Genomic DNA, 17,373 nt, shown 5'->3' on the forward strand with positions numbered 1-17,373 from the left:
CCGCCGGGGATCAGCGCGTCTTGCCAAGCGTGTCCCTGAACCGCTCGACGGTCGCCTCGATGACCTCGGGGGCCAGTGAGCGGCTGGGGGTATAGACGTGAAAGACGTGGTCGCCGCCCTCGATCACCAAGGCCCGCTTTTCCGCGCCAGCTGCTGCCTGCATCAGCGCGGGCGTGTATTTGCGATAGGGGTCGTCGCTGCCGTTCACCACCATGAATGGCGCGTCATAGGCTCGCAGCGCCGCCAGCAGATCATGCCGGTTCAGCCCGTCGAAGAAATCCCGTTTCAGGGCCATGGTGCGCCAGCCCAGATCCAGCCCGACGATCCCGTCCCGCTCCGCAAGGTCGAAAGCGCGCTGGCCCAGGCTGTCCAGCATGTCGTCATGGTAATTGCCCACCGGTGCCCAGACGACAAGCGACTTGATGGTTTCCGGCTGAGCCGCAGCCAATTCGATGGCGGCTCCTGCGCCGAAGGAAAAGCCCATCAGGCCGATGCGCTCGGCATCGATCTTGTCCATCGCAGCCAGCGCCTGCAGTGCAATCGCCGCATCCTCATTCTGCCGCTCCAAGGTGAATGCACCCGTATCACCGTCCGATTTGCCAAAGCCCCGGAAATCGATCCTGAGCGAGGCAATACCATCCATGGCCAGCGCCGTTGCGGTATCGGCAAATATGATGCCGACCTCATCGCGGCTGGAACCTAGTCCGTGGAACATCAATACGGCAGGAAACCGCCCGTGCCCTGCCGGCATCTCAAGTGTAGCAGCAATACCTCGGTCGAGGGTCAGCGTTAATGTTTCTCCATGAGCAGGAAATGCTAGCAGGGCAAGAACTGCGCTGGCTGACAATCCTTTGCGCATGACAACCCTTGCATTTACATATAGTTAGTGGCCTTTAGATCTCCCAGATCTGGTTTGAGCATTCTATTCGACCACAAATTTTCCCCTGATGATATTGGCAGGTTCTTCGTGGTCTTGCACAGTGAATTCAAAGGTACCGGAACGGATCGGATAAAAACTGAAGCGTATTGTTCCTGCCTCGTCGCATTGGAGGGCATGAAAACTCAGACCCTGAATATGAATCTCCTGGCCCTCAATACTGATGACTCTCAGATGCGAGTTCGACAGCAAAGGCACGGACTCGAATTGAAATCCTGTGTCACCGGCATCTTCCGCACAAACAAAGTTGAGGCGATAATATTCATTCTTGGAAAGTTGGAACTCGTCTTGCGAAATTGTGGGCTTCCCATCCTCGCCTGCTGCAACTTTAAGAAATAACTCCTCCAACGGGGCAGGCTGTGCTGACGCAGAGAATGCCATGTTGGCTGTAAGGAAGGCTATGGCGACGAATTTTCCATTCATTCTGCTTCTCCAATTTGCGGTTGAGTGGGTAATTCACTATGTAACCGCGATCAAAGGGTTGAGACTTGGTGAGGTCCCGACACCACTAGTTTACCGTTTTGATTTTGGTGAAAGCACGCCACCGTGCCGACAGTAACGAAAGCAAAAAATTGCTGGTGTATCTTTGGAAAAGCAGAGCCGGCGGGGAATATCATGTTTGATGCGCATGATGAATTCCAATCCTGATGACGTGGCTTGGCCTTGTGCGGTCGACAGATTCTGGAGACATTGGAGGCGTGGCCTTTAAAAGCTGTGTTAACCTTGATGCTCAAACTCTCTATAATCCATTGCTCATGGCGCTTGCAAGCGTAACAGCCAAAGATACGGACAACGACAATTGCCAATCTTCCACGCTGCTCCGTGTCGGTGGTGGTGGAGTTGTTCGAATCTATTGACAAGCCTATCCCGTCTGGAGTGGAACACTGATTGGCAATTATGTCTGCAGGATAATTTCCTCGATTGCGCGGGATATTTTCCCCGTTGTAAAGGGGCACTTTGAGTCTACGAGTGCCGTCACGGATCAATTTTTCATGCCATGCGAGCGATGGTTGGTGAGGAGGGCGATTTTCTTCCTCACATCAGCATGGCCGCTCCTCGCAGATCCCAAGGTATGTTTTGCGATGGAGGAAAAGAAATGATAGAGGCGCTTGATCCGATGCGACCTCATCGAACAAATCTTTGCGTGGGCTTCGGCGACATCCGCGTCGGGGTCCGGCTTGGGGGCAGGGAGGATGCCCCGGTCGCTGCCGGGGCACCCTTTGGATCAGAACGTCACCTTCAGGCCGATACCCACCTCACGTGGCTCGACCACGGTGGCCTCGAAGCCGCCGATCGAGCGGCTGGCCCGCAGATAGGTCACCGAGCGGTCGTCGAACAGGTTGTTGACATAGGCGAAGGCCTGCAGGTTCTCGCGCGGTTGCCAGGTCAGCCGGGCATTGGCCACGGTATAGGAATCGACCCAGGTGTCGCGGTCCTCGTTGTCGTCGGAATAATAGCCGTCGGTGTGGCGCAGCTGGCCGCTGAGCCGCCATTCCGGGGTGATGTCCCAATCGGCCGCCAGCGAAAGCGTATAGTCGGGGGACCGGCCGAAGCGATGGCCCTGGTAATCCGCCGCCGCGCTGGTGAAGCGGCTGATCTCGGTATGCAGCAGGCCCAGCCCCGCCTTGACCCGCAGATTGTCGCGCACCAGATAGTCCATCCCCAGTTCCAGGCCATAGGACTTGGCGCGCTCGGCATTGACGGTGATCGAACTGCCGATGTTCTCGGGCAGGCTGGTCACGACATAGCGCTGCGCATCATGGAGCTGGGTGTAGAAGAGGTTTCCGGTCAACTCCAGCCGGTCGTCGAGCAACCGGGTGCGGCCGAAGATCTCGTAGTTCCACGAGGTCTCGGCGTCGAAGGGCACATATTCGCCGCTGGTCAGGTTCAGCGTCACCCCGCCGGGGTTGTAGCCCTTGCTGATCATGGCGCCGATGCGGGTCGATGCGTCCAGGTCATAGGCCAGCGCCAGCTTGGGCAGCCAGGCGTCGAAGCTTTCGTCGTAATCCAGCACGTTCGGAGTAAAGCTCGACACGCCGCGCCGGGTGATGTCGTCGCGCTGATAGCGCAGCCCGCCGGTCAGGCTCCAGCGGTCGGCAAGGCGCCAGGTGGTTTCGGCGAATATCCCCAGGCTGTCCTTGCGGTCGTCATAGGTGGTGGTGCCGCGGTAATCCAGAAGCTCGTCCGAATCGGTGCGCGAGACGAACAGTCCCGCCACGCCGCTGATCCGGTCCTCGGGCGAGCCGAAGGTCACGCGCGTCTCGTTCGAGGTCACGTCCTGGTCCAGGATCGCCGTGCCCGCGTTGACCGGCTCGGTCGAGCGTTTGACCCAGATATCGGAATATTGCAGCTGGTTGAACACCGTCCAGCCATTGCCGAAATCATAGCTGACATCCAGGATGGTGGTGTTCGTGCGCAGCCGCCAGCTGGGGTTCGAGGCGGTGGCGCTTTCCAGATCCTCATAGGGCTCGGTCGCGGCTTCCCAGTTCGGCCGGTTGGTCAGGCTGTGCGAGAAGGTCAGCTTGCCCTCGAATCCCGGCAGGTCCTTCGGCTGCCATAGCAGCTTGGCGCGGATGGTGCGGGATTCATGGTTCTGGTCGGTCGAGCCCACCGCGAAGTCGGGGTTGGTATAGTCGATGTAATTGTCGCGCGCCCAGTAGTCGACGGCGATGCGCCCGGCCAGATCCTCGGACAAGGGTCCCGAGGCCATCAGGCTGGCGCGGCGGCGGTTGTGGCTACCATATTCCAGCTGCGCGGCGCCCTCGGGCTGGAAAGTCGGATCCTTGGTCTTGACGATGATCGCCCCGGCGATCGAGTTTGCGCCCTGGGTCGCGGTCTGTGGGCCGCGAAAGACCTCGATCGACTCGACGTCCCAAAGCGCCTGGCTGCCCCAGACGATCTCGTTATAGCCTAGGTAATGACCGTCCAGATTGAAGGCCAGCCGCGGGGCCGTGCCGCCGAAGAAGGCCACCGCGCCGGAATTGGGGCCTTCGCTGTCCTGCCCGCGGATGGTGGGGGCGCCGCCTTGGCCGCCCGAGGCGACATAGGTCACGTTGGCGATGCCCGTCGCCGCATCGGCGATGCTGTCCTGCCCGCCGCTCTCCTCAAGGTCGCGCGTGGTCAGGACGGCCACCGAAGAGGCGGTATCCTTGATGCTGCGCGCCTGCTTTTCGCCGGTCAGGACGATTTCGTCCAGCCGCAGCGTCTCGGCCATGCCCTGATTGTCCTGAGCCAGCGCGGGGGCCGTGGCCAATGCCAGCATGGCGACCGTGCCAAGCAGCACCGGGATTTTACGTCCATTCATCTCCAAACCCTATCCAGATCTACTGCGGGCTGGCGAATGCTGGCTGCGATTTGCGATTCCGTTCCCCCGGCGGGAAACCGCCGAGCGACAGCGCCGGGTTAACCGATTGACAAGGCTCGGGGCAAGGGGCGGCGGCGCCTGGGAATCCAGGGCGTGACCCCTGCGCCACAACCTGCGCCGCAGGATCACTTTACACCCATCTGCAGTTGTGCGACAGTAATCCGATAAAAAAGATAAGATACCGTGCGTTCAGCCCTCCGCCAGTCGTCACGGTCGGGATTTCGGCGGAGCGGACATGGTTCTCCCTATCAAGGAAGATTTGCCCACCCTTCGCCAGCGGATTGCGAAAGGAGATTGCTGTGGCAGATCACGCTCTGGACTGGCAGGCCCGCTGCCCGTTCTGGCCCCGGGACGTTGCTGACCGTTACCGCGAGGCCGGGATCTGGCGATACGAGACATTCTTCGACCTTCTGGCGCGGCAAGCCGGGCGGCTGGGTCGGCGGATCGCCCTGATCGACGGTGCGCGGCAGATCGGTTACGACCGGTTGCACTGCGATGCGCTGGCATTGGCGGGCGGGCTTTCGGCGCTGGGGCTGGTCCGCGGCGACCGGGTGGTGGTGCAATTCCCCAATTGCGGGGAATTCGTCACGCTGTTCTTCGCGCTTTGCCGGCTGGGCGTCGTGCCGGTGCTGGCCTTGCCCGGGCATCGCGACCTTGAGCTTGGCCAGTTTGCCGATTTCACCGGCGCCCGCGCGATCCTGACGGCACAGGAGCCCAAGGGGTATGACATGGTCGCGCTGGCCCGGCGGGTGCAAGAGAGGGTTCCCTCGGTTCGGCACGTGGTGGCGCTGGGCGACGGCCGAGACGCGACGCCCTTCGACAGCCTGTTCCGTCCCGATCTCCCGTTGCCGGCCGGTCCCAATGCCGAGGACGTGGCCTGTTTCCAGATCTCGGGCGGGACGACCGGCGTGCCCAAGCTGATCCCGCGCCGGCACATGGAATATCTCTACAACATCCGGATGGCGGTGGCGGCCAGCGGGCTGGACGGCGATACGCGCTATCTGTGCGTTCTGCCGATGATGCACAACTTCCCGATGGCCTGTCCGGGTTTCCTGGGCACGCTGTGGGCCGGGGGCACGGTGGTCGTCGCACCCGAGCCCGAGGCCGGGATCTGCTTCGACCTGATCGCCCGCCATCGCGTCACGATGACCGCGCTGGTGCCGCCGCTGGCGCTGCTGTGGCTGGATGCGCAGGCCGGGCTGGGGGCGGACCTGTCGTCGCTGCAACTGCTGCAGGTCGGCGGCGCCAAGTTGAACCCGTCCAGCGCCCGGCGCATCCGGCCGGAGCTGGGTTGCCAGCTGCAGCAGGTCTTCGGCATGGCCGAGGGGCTGGTCTGCTTCACCGCGCTGACCGACAGCGAGGAGCGTATCGTGAACACCCAGGGCCGACCCATGTCGCCCTGGGACGAGCTGCGCATCATCCGCCCGGATGGGCGCGAGGCCGCCATCGGCGAGCCGGGCGAGCTGCAGGTCCGCGGCCCCTACACGATCCGCGGCTATTACGACATGGCCGGGCACAATGCCCAGGCCTTCACCGCCGACGGCTTCTATCGCTCGGGCGACATCGCGCGGCGCGACGCCGACGGCGCGATTATCGTCGAGGGGCGGGCCAAGGACCAGGTGAACCGGGGCGGCGAAAAGATCGGCGTGGACGAGGTCGAGGATCTGCTGGTCGCCCATGCCTCGGTGCTGGATGCGGCGGTGGTGGGGCGGCCCGATGCGCTGATGGGCGAAAGGCTTTGTGCCTTCGTGCTGGCCGCGCCGGGCACCACGCCCCGGCCGGGTGCGCTGCGCCGCCATCTGGCCGAGGCCGGGCTTGCCGCCTTCAAGATCCCCGACGAGGTGATCGTGCTGGATCGCTTTCCGCAAACCGGCGTCGGCAAGGTCAACAAGCGCCAGTTGCGCGAGCAACTGCGCGAGGCGCATTTCCCCGATCCCGTCGCTGCCCGGCAGGAGGAGAGTGCATGAGCCCGGCCGTCGTGGCGCCCGAGGATCTGGCGCCGGACCTGGTCCCGCCGGAAGCCGTGGCGGGGCTGGGCGACGTCCGGCGCGGCATCGACATGATCGACGCCCGCATCGTCGGGCTGCTGGGGCTGCGGCTGCGCTATGTGCTGGCCGCGGCGGACTTCAAGCCCGACATCGCCTCGATCCCCGCGCCGGAGCGGGTGCGGCAGATGCTGGACGAACGCGCGGCCTGGGCCGCCGAGGCGGGCCTCGCCCCCGATTTCATCGGCCCCCTGTTCGGGCAGGTGGCGGAATGGTTCATCCGCCAGCAGGTGGCGCATTGGCGGGCCTGCCGTGCGGGGCAATCGGCTGCAGACCACCGCCGGTCGTCGGCCCCGGCGCCGTCGCCGTCAGCGCGGCCTCCCAGCGAGCCAGCCCTCGACCGCGTCGAGCGTGTGCATGGCGCTGGCGACTGAGGGGCTGGTGACCCTGGCGGAATCCAGGAACACCACCCGTCCCTCGCGCGCCGGGGCCATGAAACGGTCCCAGCCGGGCGAAAGGCGGTCCAGCGCCGCGCGCGCGGCCGCCTCGTCCCGCGCCGGGGCGGCGAAGCTGGTCATCACCAGCAACAGGTCGGGGTTCAGGCCGGCCAGGCTTTCGGCCCCGATGGGCAGGATCAGCATCGAGCGCGACTGCCGGGTCGAGCCCTCGCCGGCGATCTCGGCCCGGCGATAGCCCAGGTCCTCCAGGGCCTGCACCGCGCCGGACATGCCGGCCACGACATTGGCCTGGTCGGTCAGCATGACGATGAGATAGGTCCTTTCCCCCGGCGCCTTGGGCAGGCGGTCGGGAAACCGGCCGCGCAATCCGTCAAGCCGGGCCTGATAGGCGGTCCTGAGTTCGCGAAAGCGGTCCTCGCGATGCAGGACGCGCGCCAGCTCCTCCTGCACGCTGAAGCCGTGGGCGGTCGCGGCGCTGCTGTTCTGCAGATAGACCGGCGCCGCCTGGGACAGGGCCTTGGCCTTGCCGGCATCGTAATCGGTGCCGATGATCAGGTCGGGCCGCAGTGCGCGCAGCTTTTCCAAGTTGATGCTGCCCACCGGGCCGATCCCGGGAATCGGGTCGGCATCCTTGGAACGTCCCAGCATCTCGTGCAGGAAATCCACCGCGGTCAGGCTGGAGCCGTCGTCGCCCCGGCCGTAGATTCCGACGACCGGCACGCCCAGCTCGATCAGCGGCACCGCCAGCACCGGCTCGTGCAGCGCCACGACGCGCTGCGGGTCGTCGGGGATCCGCACCTGCCGCCCCGTGTCGTCGGTCACCTCGGCGGCCTGTCCCGTCCCGATGGCGGCCAGCGCCACAAGGGCGGTCATCAGCAATCGGCGCATCTCGTCCTCCTTTTCAGCTTGAACTCATCCGCAGGAACAGCCGCATCCGCATCGCCAGCACGAAAAGCGGCGCGCCCAGCGTCACCAGGACCAGCCCGACCGGCAGGCCGATATCGGTGCCGGCGTTGCGCGCCAGCATGTCGGCCGCCGTGACCAGCAGCCCGCCGGTCAGCGCCGCCAGCACCAGACGCGCCCGGCCCGAGGCGGGCGACAGCGCCGCCGCCAGCTGCGGTGCCATGACCCCGAGGAACATCAGCGGCCCCACCGCCGTCAAGGCGGCCGAGCTCAGCAGCACCGCAACGATCAGGACCGCCACCCGCGTCCGTGCCGCATCCAGCCCCAGCGCCATCGCCATGGGCGCGCCGAGGTCGATCAGCCGCAGCGCCCGGCCAAGCAGCAGGATGGCGATCGGGCTGGCGGCGAACCATGGCGCCAGCATCGTCACCCGCGGCCAGTCGGCCAGCGCCAGCGACCCGGCCATCCAGCCGGCCAGCGCATGCGAGGTCTCGGGCGGGGTATAGAGGACCAGCACCGCCGTCACCGCCGAAAGCGTCGATTCCAGCGCAATGCCCATCAGCAGCACGGCCAGCCCCCCGGCATGGCCGCGGACCAGCGCCAGCAGCAGCGCCGCGACCGCAAGGCCGCCCAGCAGCGCCGCGACCGGCAGCCATGCCGGCGGCAGGCCGGGGGCCAGCACGGTCAGGACCATGATCGCGACCATCGCGCCCTGCGACAGGCCCAGCAGGCTCGGATCGGCCAGCGGATTGCGGGCCAGCGATTGCAGCATGGCGCCGGCCAGCGCCACCGACCAGCCCGCCATGAAGCCCAGAAGCAGGCGCGGCAGCCGCACCTGGTAAAGCGCAAAGGCCTGATCCGCATCCAGCGGCGCCAGCAGGTCCAGCCGCGTCTCGCCCCAGGACAGCGAAACTGCCCCCAGCCCCAGGCTCGCCAGCGTCAGGGCCAGCGCGGCGGCCAGATTCGCCAGTCCGATCTGCATCCCGCCCGGCAGGCGCAGCACGCGGCGGCCGTCCAGGGCGCGGCTGCTCATGCCTCGGCTCCGCGCAGGTAGAAGCGGCGCACCATCAGCATGAAGGCGATGCCGCCTAGAAGCTCCAGCACGACGCCGGTATGTAGCGCCAAGGGGGCAAGCGCCATGCGTGCGATCAGGTCGGCCAGCAGGCACAGGCAGGCCCCGGCCAGGGCGCAGCCCGGCAGCAGCGCGCCGAAGCGTGCGCCCGTCAGCGGCCGCACCAGATGCGGCACCACCAGTCCCAGAAACCCCAGCGGTCCGCAGATCGCCACCGCCGAGGCCGAGGCCAGAACCGCCGCCCCCAGCGCCAGAAGTTGCGTGCGCGCCACGTCGATGCCCAGCGAGGCGGCCTTCTCGGCCCCCAGCGCCAGCAGCGACAGCCGGCGGGCCAGCAGCAGCATCGCCGCCATGCCAAGCGCCGCCAGCCACCAGAAATCCGCCAGCCTTTCCGCATGGACATGGCTGACATTGCCGCCCAGCCAGCCCAGGTAATCCTGCCGCAGCGCCGGATCGGACAGCAGCAGCGCCTGAGTCAGCCCGCCCAGGAACATCGAGACGATCGCCCCGGACAGGATCAGCGCCAGCCCGCGCGGATCATGCGCATGGCCGGCCAGCCGCGCGACGCCGAGGCTGGCCAGGAAGCCCAGGCCGCCGCCCGCCAGCGCGGCCGATCCCTGCGCCCGCGGCTCCAGCCCCAGCAGGAAGGCGCCGGCCACCACCGCCAGCGCCGCCCCGGCATTGATCCCGACCAGCGAGGGCGAGGCCAGCGGGTTGCGCAGCACCCCCTGCAGGACCGCCCCCGACATGGACAGCGCCGCCCCGGCCAGCATGGCGATCAGCGCGCGCGGCAGGCGCTGGTAGATCACGATGACATCCGCCTGCCGCGTCTCGTCAAAGCGGGCCAGCGCGGCCCAGATCCCCGAGGGCGGGATCCAGCTTTCGCCCGCCGACAGGGCCAGCAGCAGGCAAAGCGCCAGCGCCAGCGCCGCAAGGACCGGAAAGCCGCGCCTCATGCGCTGGGCTCCGGCAGGGCGGGCAGGCAGATCCGCCGCCCCTCGTGGCGGATGACCTGCGCGTCGAGGTCGAAGACCTCGCGCAGGTTCGCGGCGTTCAGGACCTCGGCCACCGGCCCCGAGGCGCGGGCCTCGCCCCCTGACATCATCACCACCTCGTCGGCGAAGCTCAGCGCCAGGTTCAGGTCGTGCAGGACCGAGACCACCGTGCGGCCATGGCGCCGCGTCAGGTCGCGCACCAGCCCCAGCAGGGCATATTGATAGGTGACGTCCAGGTGGTTCACCGGCTCGTCCATCAGCACGATGGGCGTGTCCTGCGCCAGCACCATGGCGATGAAGGCACGCTGCCGCTGGCCGCCGGACAGGGCATTGACCGGCAGATGTGCCTGATCCTGCAGCCCGACGGTGCGCAGCGCCTCGCGAAACAGCAGCCGGTCGCGGTCGTCCGGCCCGGCGAAAAGCCCCTGCCGGGCATGGCCGCCCATCTCGACCAGCTCGCCCAGGGTCAGGTAGTCGGGGCAATGATTCTCTTGCGGCAGCCAGGCGATGCGCCGTGCCAGCGCCCGGCGCGGGATGCGCGCCATGGGCACGCCGTCCAGCGTGACGCGGCCGGCCTGGGGACGCAGAAAGCCCATCACCGCCTTCAGCAGCGTCGATTTGCCGCAGCCGTTCGGCCCGACCAGCGCGGTGAAGCGCCTTGGCGCGAAGCTGGCGTCCAGCCCGCGAATGACCGGCTTTCGGCCATAGCCGACCGTCAGGCCCTGGATGCGGATCACGTTTTCACTCCGGCTGGCAATCGCGTCCTCCGGTTCGTAAAGTAAAACACTCGGAATTATCCAGACGCAATTTCACGAGGAGCATGCGATGGCGCGGATGCTGCATATCGGTCTGGCCCTTGCCCGGACCTGGGGGCCGCCGCCGGCCCCGGACCAGGCGCTGGCGCTGGATTGCGCGCTGGCGGTCCGGGCCGAGGCCGCGCATCGCGCGGGCGGCGCTGGATCCGACGCTGGTGCTGACCGCCGTGGCCGGGGCGACGCGGCGGATCGGGCTGGTCACGACGGTCTCGACCAGTTTCAACCCGCCCTATGTCGCCGCGCGGCAATTGCAGACGCTGAACTGGCTCAGCAACGGCCGGGCGGGCTGGAACATCGTCACCGCGCTGGATGGAGAGCGGAATTTCGGCCTTGCCGCCATGCCCTCGGCGGCCGAGCGTTACGCCCGCGCGGCCGAGTTCACCGATGTCGTGCGCCGCCTTTGGGACAGCCACGGTGCCGAAGGGCTGGCGGCCATCGACCATTGCGGCGCCTTCTATCAGGTCGAGGGGCCGCTGAACGTGCCGCGCCATCCCGCGCGCGTCGCGCTGTTCCAGGCCGGCGCCTCGGCCGAGGGCCGCGGCTTCGCCGCCTCGGTCGCCGATGCGATCTTCGCCTCGGTCCCCGACCCTGCCGCGGGGCAAGAGCTGCGGTCGGACCTGCAGCGCCGGGCCCGCGCCGCCGGCCGCGACGACGCGCCGCGGCTGCTGCCGGGCTTTCACGCCTATCTGGCGCCCAGCCGGAGCGAGGCGCAGGAGATGTTCCGCGAGGCGCAGGCCCGCCGCGATCCTGCCGCGCTGCGGGCCAAGCTGGGGGCGCTGGTCGGCCGCGACCTGGGCGACTGGCCCGAGGACCGCCCCCTGACCCCCGCGGACCTGCCGGCCGGGGACGCGGCGCTGCGCAGCCGCACCCATTCGGGGCTGCTGCAGCGGCTGATCCGGCAGGAAAGCCCGCCCCTGCGCGACCTGCTGCTGCGGCCCGAGGTGGCCAATTCCGGGCACTGGACTTTCGTCGGCACCCCGGCCGAGGCCCTGGCCGAGATCGCCGCCTGGTCGGATGCCGGGGCCATGGACGGCTTCATCGCCCTGCCGGGCGGCAGCGGGGAATCGCTGGACCTGCTGCTGTCCGAACTGGTCCCGGCGCTGGCCGAGGCGCGGCGCTTTCGCCACGCCTATGCCGGAGAGACGCTGGCCGCGCATCTGGGGCTTGCCTCGCCGGCGTCCAGCGGCTGATCGTCCTGCGGCTGTGCAAAGCGGGCCAGCATCGCCTCGACCGCTTCGGTGATCCGGCGGATTTCGGCGGGGCCGTAGCGGTCGGCGCGATGGCTTAGCATGATGCGCAGGCCGGCGGTCTCGTCCGCCACGTCCTCGACGATCTCGAATTGCAGGCCCAGCAGCGATTCCGCCTTGTCGGGGTCGATCTGCCGGTATTCGACGCGGCTGCCGTCCATCAGCGCGATGGCGCCGTTCATCCGGTTCCGGGCGTGGATCTGGATGAAGACCTCGAACATCTCGTCCAGCCGGGTGACGGGATTGCCGGTCAGCGCCTCGCCCACCAGGTCCAGCGGGACCTCGGAATGCGGCAGCGACCGGGCGATGCGGTCGCGGACCTGCGCGATCAGCGCGGCGGGCGTGTCCTGCGCCCCCAGCGCCAGCCGATGCGCGGTCATGGTGGTGAAATAGCCCACCGTGTCGAACCAGGCCGGATCGTTGCGCCCCGAGGCCGAGGTGCCGATCACCAGGTCGCCGATGCCGCCCAGCCGCCCCAGCGCCGCGCCGATCGCCGCATAGGCCGTCGCGAAAAGCGAGGCCGCGTTGCGCCGCGCCGTGGCGTAAAGCCCGCGTGCGACCTCGGCCGGCAGGTCGATCCGGGTCCAGCCGCCCTGCGGGTCCTGTCCGCCCGGCGCAGCGCCGAGGATCGGGCGGGCACGCGGCGCGCCGCGCAGGTGATCCAGCCAGTAGTCCAGATGCGCGCGGTCCGTATCCGCCGCCCTTTGCGCGGCGGCGAAGCGGTGGAAGCCCGGCGGTTGGTCGGGCCATTCCGGCGCCAGCCCCGCCGCGCGCTGGCGATAGGCGTGGTCAAGCTGGTCCATCAGCAGGTTCAGCGACCATTCGTCCAGCACGATATGGTGGAACAGCATGGACAGCACCTGCTCGTCCCCCTCGCGGAAGAAGCGCAGCCGCAGCGGCAATTCGCGGGCAAGGTCGAAGACATGGCCGGCCTCGGTCCGGCGGTTTGCCTCGCCCGCCTCGGCGCTGGTCCAGAACCAGCGATAATCGCCCAGCCGCTCGACCGGGACCACTTCTTGCAGCGGCGTGCCGTTTTCCTCGCGGAAATGGCTGCGCAGCACGGGATGGCGGCGGATCAGGTCGCCGAAGGCCAGGCCGAAGACCGCTTCGTCCACCGGAGTCGGGAAACGCAGGGCAAAGGGCAGGTTGAAGATGCCGCCATAGCCGAAGGCGGCATAGGCCTTCCACAGCGATTGCTGCGCCAGCGACAGGGGCGCCGCCTGGGGCCCGGCCGCGTCGTCCCCGGCTGCGGGCATCGGTGCGGCCGGCGCGCTGCGGGTGGCGATCCCGGCCAGCGCGAGGGCGGTCGGATGGCGGAAGATGTCGGTGAAGCGCAGGGCGATGCCATGCTCGGCCTGCAGCCTGCCGATGATCCGGGTCGCGACCAGCGAATGCCCGCCATGGTCGAAGAAATCGTCCTCGGGCCCCATTCCGGGCGCGCCGAGCGCCTCGCGGAAGGCGGCTAGGATCAGGCCCGTCAGCGCGTCCGCCGGCTCGGCACCTGGCGCTTCTGGCGGTGCGGTCGGCTCGGGGCCGGGCTGGCCCGCGATCTGGCGCGCGCGGCGGCGGTCGGGCTTGCCGTTGGCCGACAGCGGCAGCGCCGGGATTGCAAGGATGCGGTCGGGAAGGTGCGATTGCGGCAGCCGTTCGCGCAGGAAGGCGCGCAGCGCGGCCGGTTCGGGCAGATCGCGGCCGGCGACCAGCGCGGCCAGCACCTTCTCGCCCCGCGCGTCGGGAATGTCCACGACCAGGGCCTGCGCGACGGCGGGATGGGCGGCCAGCTCGGCCTCGACATCGGCCAGCGAGATGCGCACGCCGCGCACCTTGACATAGCCGTTCACCCGGCTGTCGAACAGGATGGTGCCGTCGCCGCGCAGCCGCCCCAGGTCGCCGCTGCGAAAGGCGCGGATGCCCCCGACCTCGGTGAAGTCGGTCTGTTCCAGCGCGCCGTCGCGCAGATAGCCGAGCGCCAGGTTCACGCCCGTGGTGTGGATGCGGCCGGCCACGCCCTCGGGGCAGGGTTCGCCCTGCGGGTTCAGCAGCAGGTAGCGGTTGCCGGGCAGGGCGCGGCCATAGGGGATGATGCGGTCGTCCTCGGGGCCGATCCGGTGCCAGATGCTCCAGATCGTGGTCTCGGTCGGGCCGCCCAGCGACCACAGCGCCGCATCGGGCCGCAGCCGGCGCAGCCGGTCGATCACCGCCGGCTTGATGTAGTCGCCGCCCTGCGCCACCAGCCGCAGCGAGGTCAGCCCGTCATCCGGCGCACAGGCCAGCAGCATCTCGACGATGGCGGGGACCGAGCACCAGACGGTCACGCCGTGGTCGCGCACCAGACGGTTCCAGGCAAGGGCGTCCTTTTCCTCGGCCGGCGCGGGCATGACCAGTCGCGCGCCGGCGGCCAGGGTGCCGAACAGGTCGAAGACCGACATGTCGTGATGCAGCGGCGTGACCGAGATCACCGCGTCCTGGGCCCCGATCCCCCAGGCATCCAGCGTATGGCCGATGACATTCGCGGTGGCGCGGTTGTTCAGCACCACGCATTTCGGCCGCCCGGTGGTGCCCGAGGTGTAAAGGTAATAGGCCGCCGCTTCGGAACGGGACAGCGCGGCCAGTCCCTGCGGGATCGGGGCCGGGTCATGCGCTTCGAGGGTGCGGGGCGAGGCCAGCGGCCAGCCGGGCAGGTCGGTCCCGGCCACGACCAGCCGCGGCGCGGAATTGCGCAGCAGGTAGTCGCGCCGCTCGGGCGGCGCGGCGGCGTCGATGGGCACCCAGACCAGCCCCGAGAAGGCGCAGGCCAGCGTCAGCACCAGATGCTCGGGTCCGCGCGGCAGACAGATCGCGACCATGTCGCCCGGCGCGAGCCCGCGCGCGGCCAGCCCGGCCATCACGCGCCGCACCCGCAGGCCAAGCGCGCCGTAGCTGGTGCTGCGGGTGTCGCAGATCAGGGCCGTGCGGTCGGGATCGCCGTCGAACAGCTGCGCCGCGATGCGCTCCAGATGGCCGGGGCCGGCATGTTCCGCCCCGGCGGGGGCCGCGGGCGGCGGCGGCAGGAAATCGGCGCCGGCCAGGGTCAGCTCGTCCCGTTCGGCCAGCGCGGCGAAGGCGCGGGCGGCGGCGTCCAGCAACGCGCCGACGACCGCAGGCTCCAGCGCCTGCTCGACGTGATCGGCTTGCAGCAGCAGCGCACCCTCCGCATCCAGCGCCAGCCGCAGGTCCAGCGCGACCTGCGGGGTCTGCACCAGCCCGTCCACCAGCCGCAGCCCGGCATCGGCGGGCACCCGGTCCCAGCCCATGCCGTTGGTCAGCACCACCGGCAGCGCGATCCGACCGCCCATCTGCGACAGCAGCAGCCGGCTGAGGCCGATGCCCGACAGGCCGGGATGCGCCATTCCCTCCAACAGGTCCTCTTGCAGCCGGCGGGCATGATCCAGGAAGCTGCCCCGGTCGGCGCGATAATCGACGGCGACGAAGGACGAGCGGTTGGCCAGCGCCCCGCCCGGCGGCGGCGCCACCGGCACCGCGACACAGGGCGCCAGGTCCGGGGTCCAGCGCGCCAGCACCTCCAGCACCACGGCCATGGCGATGCTGTTGCGGGTCAGTTTCTGCGCCGCCGCCAGCCGGGCCAGGCGCGCCAGCTGATCGCGCGGGATGCGGCGGCTGTCGCGGCGCCAGCGCGGGCGGTCGATGCCGTCCAGCGGCTGCCGCCAGGGCAGGCAGGGCGGCCCCTCGACGCCGGCCAGACGCGCGCGCCACCAGGCGGCATCGGCGGCGCGGTCGGCCTGTTCGAGGGGCGGTGCGGGCAGGGCGCAGGCCGGGGGCAGTTCGGGCGCCAGCAATTCGGCGACGACCTGCGCGATCCCGGCGCCGTCCAGCGGCAGGGCGTCCATCTTGACCAGCAGCGCCTGGTCGCGGGGCTGCGGCATCTCGACCAGCACCAGCCGCCACAGCAGCCCGTCCAGCGGCAGCGGCGCGCGGGCGAACTCGTCCTGCAGGGCGGCCAGCCGTGCCTCGGCCTCATCGGCACCCATATCCGAAAGGTCGATCCGTTCCAGCGGCGGTTCGGCTTCGTCCAGCACGCGCAGCGCCGAATATTCAGGGTCGAGCCGGCAGCGCAGCGCCTCATGCCGCTCGATCAGCGCCTCGGCCCGGCGCGCCAGGGCTTCGGCATCCAGCGGGCCGCGATAGCAGCGATATTCCTGCATGGCGGTGCGGCCCAGCGGCAGCTCGGCCTCGCGGCCCAGCAGATAGGCCTTTTGCAGCTCGCCCAGCCGCCGCATCCGCATCGGCGCTGGCAACCAGTCCGACAGCGGCGCCGCCGCCAGATCGGGCGCATCGGCCAGCCGGCACAGCGCCGCGTGGCAGGCATCGAAACCGGCGCGCACCCAGTCCTCGGGCAACGCGTCCAGCCGCAGGTCCCAATTCAGCAGCACGCCCTCGGCCAGCGCGGCGACCTGCACGTCCAGCGCGACCTGCGGCGCCTGCGACACGCTCCAGACCAGCCGCCCGAACAGCCGGCCGACGCGCGGGCTGAGCAGCTGGCGCTGCGCCCCGTCCAGGTCGAGCCCGCTGGTAAAGACCACCGGCGCGGATTCCACGCCCTGGCCGCCGCGTGACATCTCGCGCAGCACGGCGACGCCGGGGCAGGCCTGATGCGACAGCGCCTCGGCGATCTCGCGCCCTGCCTCGCGCGCCAGTCCGGCCAGCGTGGCCTCGGGCCCGACCCGCAGGCCGAGCGGCAGGATATTGGTGAAATCCCCGACCAGCCGCGAGGCGCCGCGCATCACCGGGGCGCGGAAGAAGCCCGGCAGCGTCAGGCGAAAGGCCCGGTCGCCCGTCGCCCGCGCCAGCACGGCGGCAAAGACCGCCAGGTAAAGCGCGGTCTGCGTGACCCGCAATTCACGCGCAAGCCCCCGCAGCGCCGCGGCCCGCGCCGGCGGCAGCAGGGCCGAGATCCGGGTGCTTTCCGGCGCGCCGGCCTGGTCGCGCAGCGGCAGCGAGGGCGGCGACGGCAGGTCGCGTAGCCGCGCCCGCCACCATTCCCGGTCCGCCACCTCGGCCGGGTCGGGGGGCAGCCGGGCCAGGTAGTCGAAATAGCAGCTCTCGGGTTCCTCGGACGCAGCGATCCCGGCCGGATCCTCGTAAAGCCGGGCCAAGTCGTCCATGACCAGCCCGAAGCAGGACGGATCGGCCGCGATCATGTCCAGGTCGATATGCAGCCGCTGTTCGCCGCCGGGCAGCAGGCTCAGCCGGAACTCTGCCGCTTCGCCCGAGGCGATGTCCAGCCGCTGATGCGTCATCCGCCGCCGTGTCGCGGCCAGCCGTTCCTGTGCCTGGTCCGGCGCCAGTTCCCGCAGGTCGTCAAGCCGCAAGGCGTGGCGGTCGTCTAGCGGCTGGATCACCTGCTGGCCCGCGGCCGTGACCCGCAGCCGCAGCATCGGGTGCCGGCGGAACAGCCCGCGCACCGCGCGGTCCAGCCGCCGCGGCTCCAGCCCCGCCGGCTGGAACTCGGTATGCAGATGCGCGGATACGCCGCCGCCCGGCCCCTTCCAATCGCGCCCGGTCCAATAGGCTGCCTGCATGGCGGTCAGGTCCATGTT

General features: G+C 69.1%; 11 protein-coding genes. 3 read left to right on the top strand and 8 right to left on the bottom strand.

Annotated elements, in window-relative coordinates:
* Nucleotides 1–10 precede the first annotated feature (10 nt).
* The 3 genes from BLT64_RS12830 to BLT64_RS12840 all read right to left on the bottom strand — a co-directional run bounded on the left by BLT64_RS12830 (nucleotide 11) and on the right by BLT64_RS12840 (nucleotide 4,241).
* A complete protein-coding gene (locus BLT64_RS12830; RefSeq protein WP_011749274.1) occupies nucleotides 11–859 on the bottom strand; it encodes an alpha/beta hydrolase family protein in 849 nt (282 codons plus the stop codon).
* A gap of 63 nt (nucleotides 860–922) precedes the next feature.
* Nucleotides 923–1,360, bottom strand: a complete 438-nt coding sequence (locus BLT64_RS12835; protein WP_011749275.1) for a hypothetical protein — start codon at nucleotides 1,358–1,360, stop codon at nucleotides 923–925.
* An 802-nt stretch (nucleotides 1,361–2,162) separates the two neighbouring features.
* On the bottom strand, nucleotides 2,163–4,241 hold the full coding sequence (locus BLT64_RS12840) for a TonB-dependent receptor (RefSeq protein ID WP_011749277.1): 2,079 nt from the start codon (nucleotides 4,239–4,241) through the stop codon (nucleotides 2,163–2,165).
* Nucleotides 4,242–4,600: 359 nt separating this feature from the next.
* Between BLT64_RS12840 and BLT64_RS12845 the strand changes: the two genes are divergently transcribed.
* Entirely contained in the window at nucleotides 4,601–6,268 is a 1,668-nt protein-coding gene (locus tag BLT64_RS12845; RefSeq protein WP_011749278.1) for a (2,3-dihydroxybenzoyl)adenylate synthase, read from the top strand.
* A complete protein-coding gene (locus BLT64_RS12850; protein WP_011749279.1) occupies nucleotides 6,265–6,720 on the top strand; it encodes a chorismate mutase in 456 nt (151 codons plus the stop codon). Before BLT64_RS12845 ends, BLT64_RS12850 begins: the two co-directional genes overlap by 4 nt.
* On the opposite strand, the gene BLT64_RS12855 is transcribed toward BLT64_RS12850, so the two are convergent.
* The 4 genes from BLT64_RS12855 to BLT64_RS12870 are packed head-to-tail and all read right to left on the bottom strand — an operon-like array spanning nucleotide 6,655 to nucleotide 10,451.
* Nucleotides 6,655–7,632, bottom strand: a complete 978-nt coding sequence (locus BLT64_RS12855; protein ID WP_011749280.1) for an ABC transporter substrate-binding protein — start codon at nucleotides 7,630–7,632, stop codon at nucleotides 6,655–6,657. The genes BLT64_RS12850 and BLT64_RS12855 overlap by 66 nt on opposite strands.
* 13 nt (nucleotides 7,633–7,645) lie before the next feature.
* The gene (locus BLT64_RS12860) at nucleotides 7,646–8,680 is read right to left on the bottom strand and encodes an iron ABC transporter permease (RefSeq protein ID WP_011749281.1); all 1,035 of its coding nucleotides are present in this window, start codon (nucleotides 8,678–8,680) and stop codon (nucleotides 7,646–7,648) included.
* A complete protein-coding gene (locus tag BLT64_RS12865) occupies nucleotides 8,677–9,675 on the bottom strand; it encodes a FecCD family ABC transporter permease (RefSeq protein WP_011749282.1) in 999 nt (332 codons plus the stop codon). Before BLT64_RS12865 ends, BLT64_RS12860 begins: the two co-directional genes overlap by 4 nt.
* Complete coding sequence (locus BLT64_RS12870; protein WP_011749283.1) at nucleotides 9,672–10,451, bottom strand: ABC transporter ATP-binding protein; 780 nt, start codon at nucleotides 10,449–10,451, stop codon at nucleotides 9,672–9,674. Before BLT64_RS12870 ends, BLT64_RS12865 begins: the two co-directional genes overlap by 4 nt.
* Nucleotides 10,452–10,534: 83 nt before the next feature.
* Here BLT64_RS12870 and BLT64_RS12875 point away from each other — a divergent pair, with 83 nt between their 5' ends.
* Nucleotides 10,535–11,719, top strand: a complete 1,185-nt coding sequence (locus BLT64_RS12875) for an LLM class flavin-dependent oxidoreductase (RefSeq protein ID WP_011749284.1) — start codon at nucleotides 10,535–10,537, stop codon at nucleotides 11,717–11,719.
* Here the strand turns inward: BLT64_RS12875 and BLT64_RS12880 are convergent.
* Nucleotides 11,659–17,370, bottom strand: coding sequence for a non-ribosomal peptide synthetase (locus BLT64_RS12880; protein ID WP_011749285.1), 5,712 nt, complete (start codon nucleotides 17,368–17,370; stop codon nucleotides 11,659–11,661). The genes BLT64_RS12875 and BLT64_RS12880 overlap by 61 nt on opposite strands.
* Nucleotides 17,371–17,373 lie beyond the last annotated feature (3 nt).

The sequence above is a fragment of the Paracoccus denitrificans genome, assembly GCF_900100045.1.
Taxonomy (GTDB): Bacteria; Pseudomonadota; Alphaproteobacteria; order Rhodobacterales; family Rhodobacteraceae; genus Paracoccus; species Paracoccus denitrificans.

Coding starts and splice junctions, on each gene's coding strand:
- BLT64_RS12880 (WP_011749285.1), bottom strand. CDS start 17,370: ATGGACCTGACCGCCATGCAGGCAGCCTATTGGACCGGGCGCGATTGG.
- BLT64_RS12855 (WP_011749280.1), bottom strand. CDS start 7,632: ATGCGCCGATTGCTGATGACCGCCCTTGTGGCGCTGGCCGCCATCGGG.
- BLT64_RS12840 (WP_011749277.1), bottom strand. CDS start 4,241: ATGAATGGACGTAAAATCCCGGTGCTGCTTGGCACGGTCGCCATGCTG.
- BLT64_RS12865 (WP_011749282.1), bottom strand. CDS start 9,675: ATGAGGCGCGGCTTTCCGGTCCTTGCGGCGCTGGCGCTGGCGCTTTGC.
- BLT64_RS12835 (WP_011749275.1), bottom strand. CDS start 1,360: ATGAATGGAAAATTCGTCGCCATAGCCTTCCTTACAGCCAACATGGCA.
- BLT64_RS12875 (WP_011749284.1), top strand. CDS start 10,535: ATGCGATGGCGCGGATGCTGCATATCGGTCTGGCCCTTGCCCGGACCT.
- BLT64_RS12860 (WP_011749281.1), bottom strand. CDS start 8,680: ATGAGCAGCCGCGCCCTGGACGGCCGCCGCGTGCTGCGCCTGCCGGGC.
- BLT64_RS12830 (WP_011749274.1), bottom strand. CDS start 859: ATGCGCAAAGGATTGTCAGCCAGCGCAGTTCTTGCCCTGCTAGCATTT.
- BLT64_RS12850 (WP_011749279.1), top strand. CDS start 6,265: ATGAGCCCGGCCGTCGTGGCGCCCGAGGATCTGGCGCCGGACCTGGTC.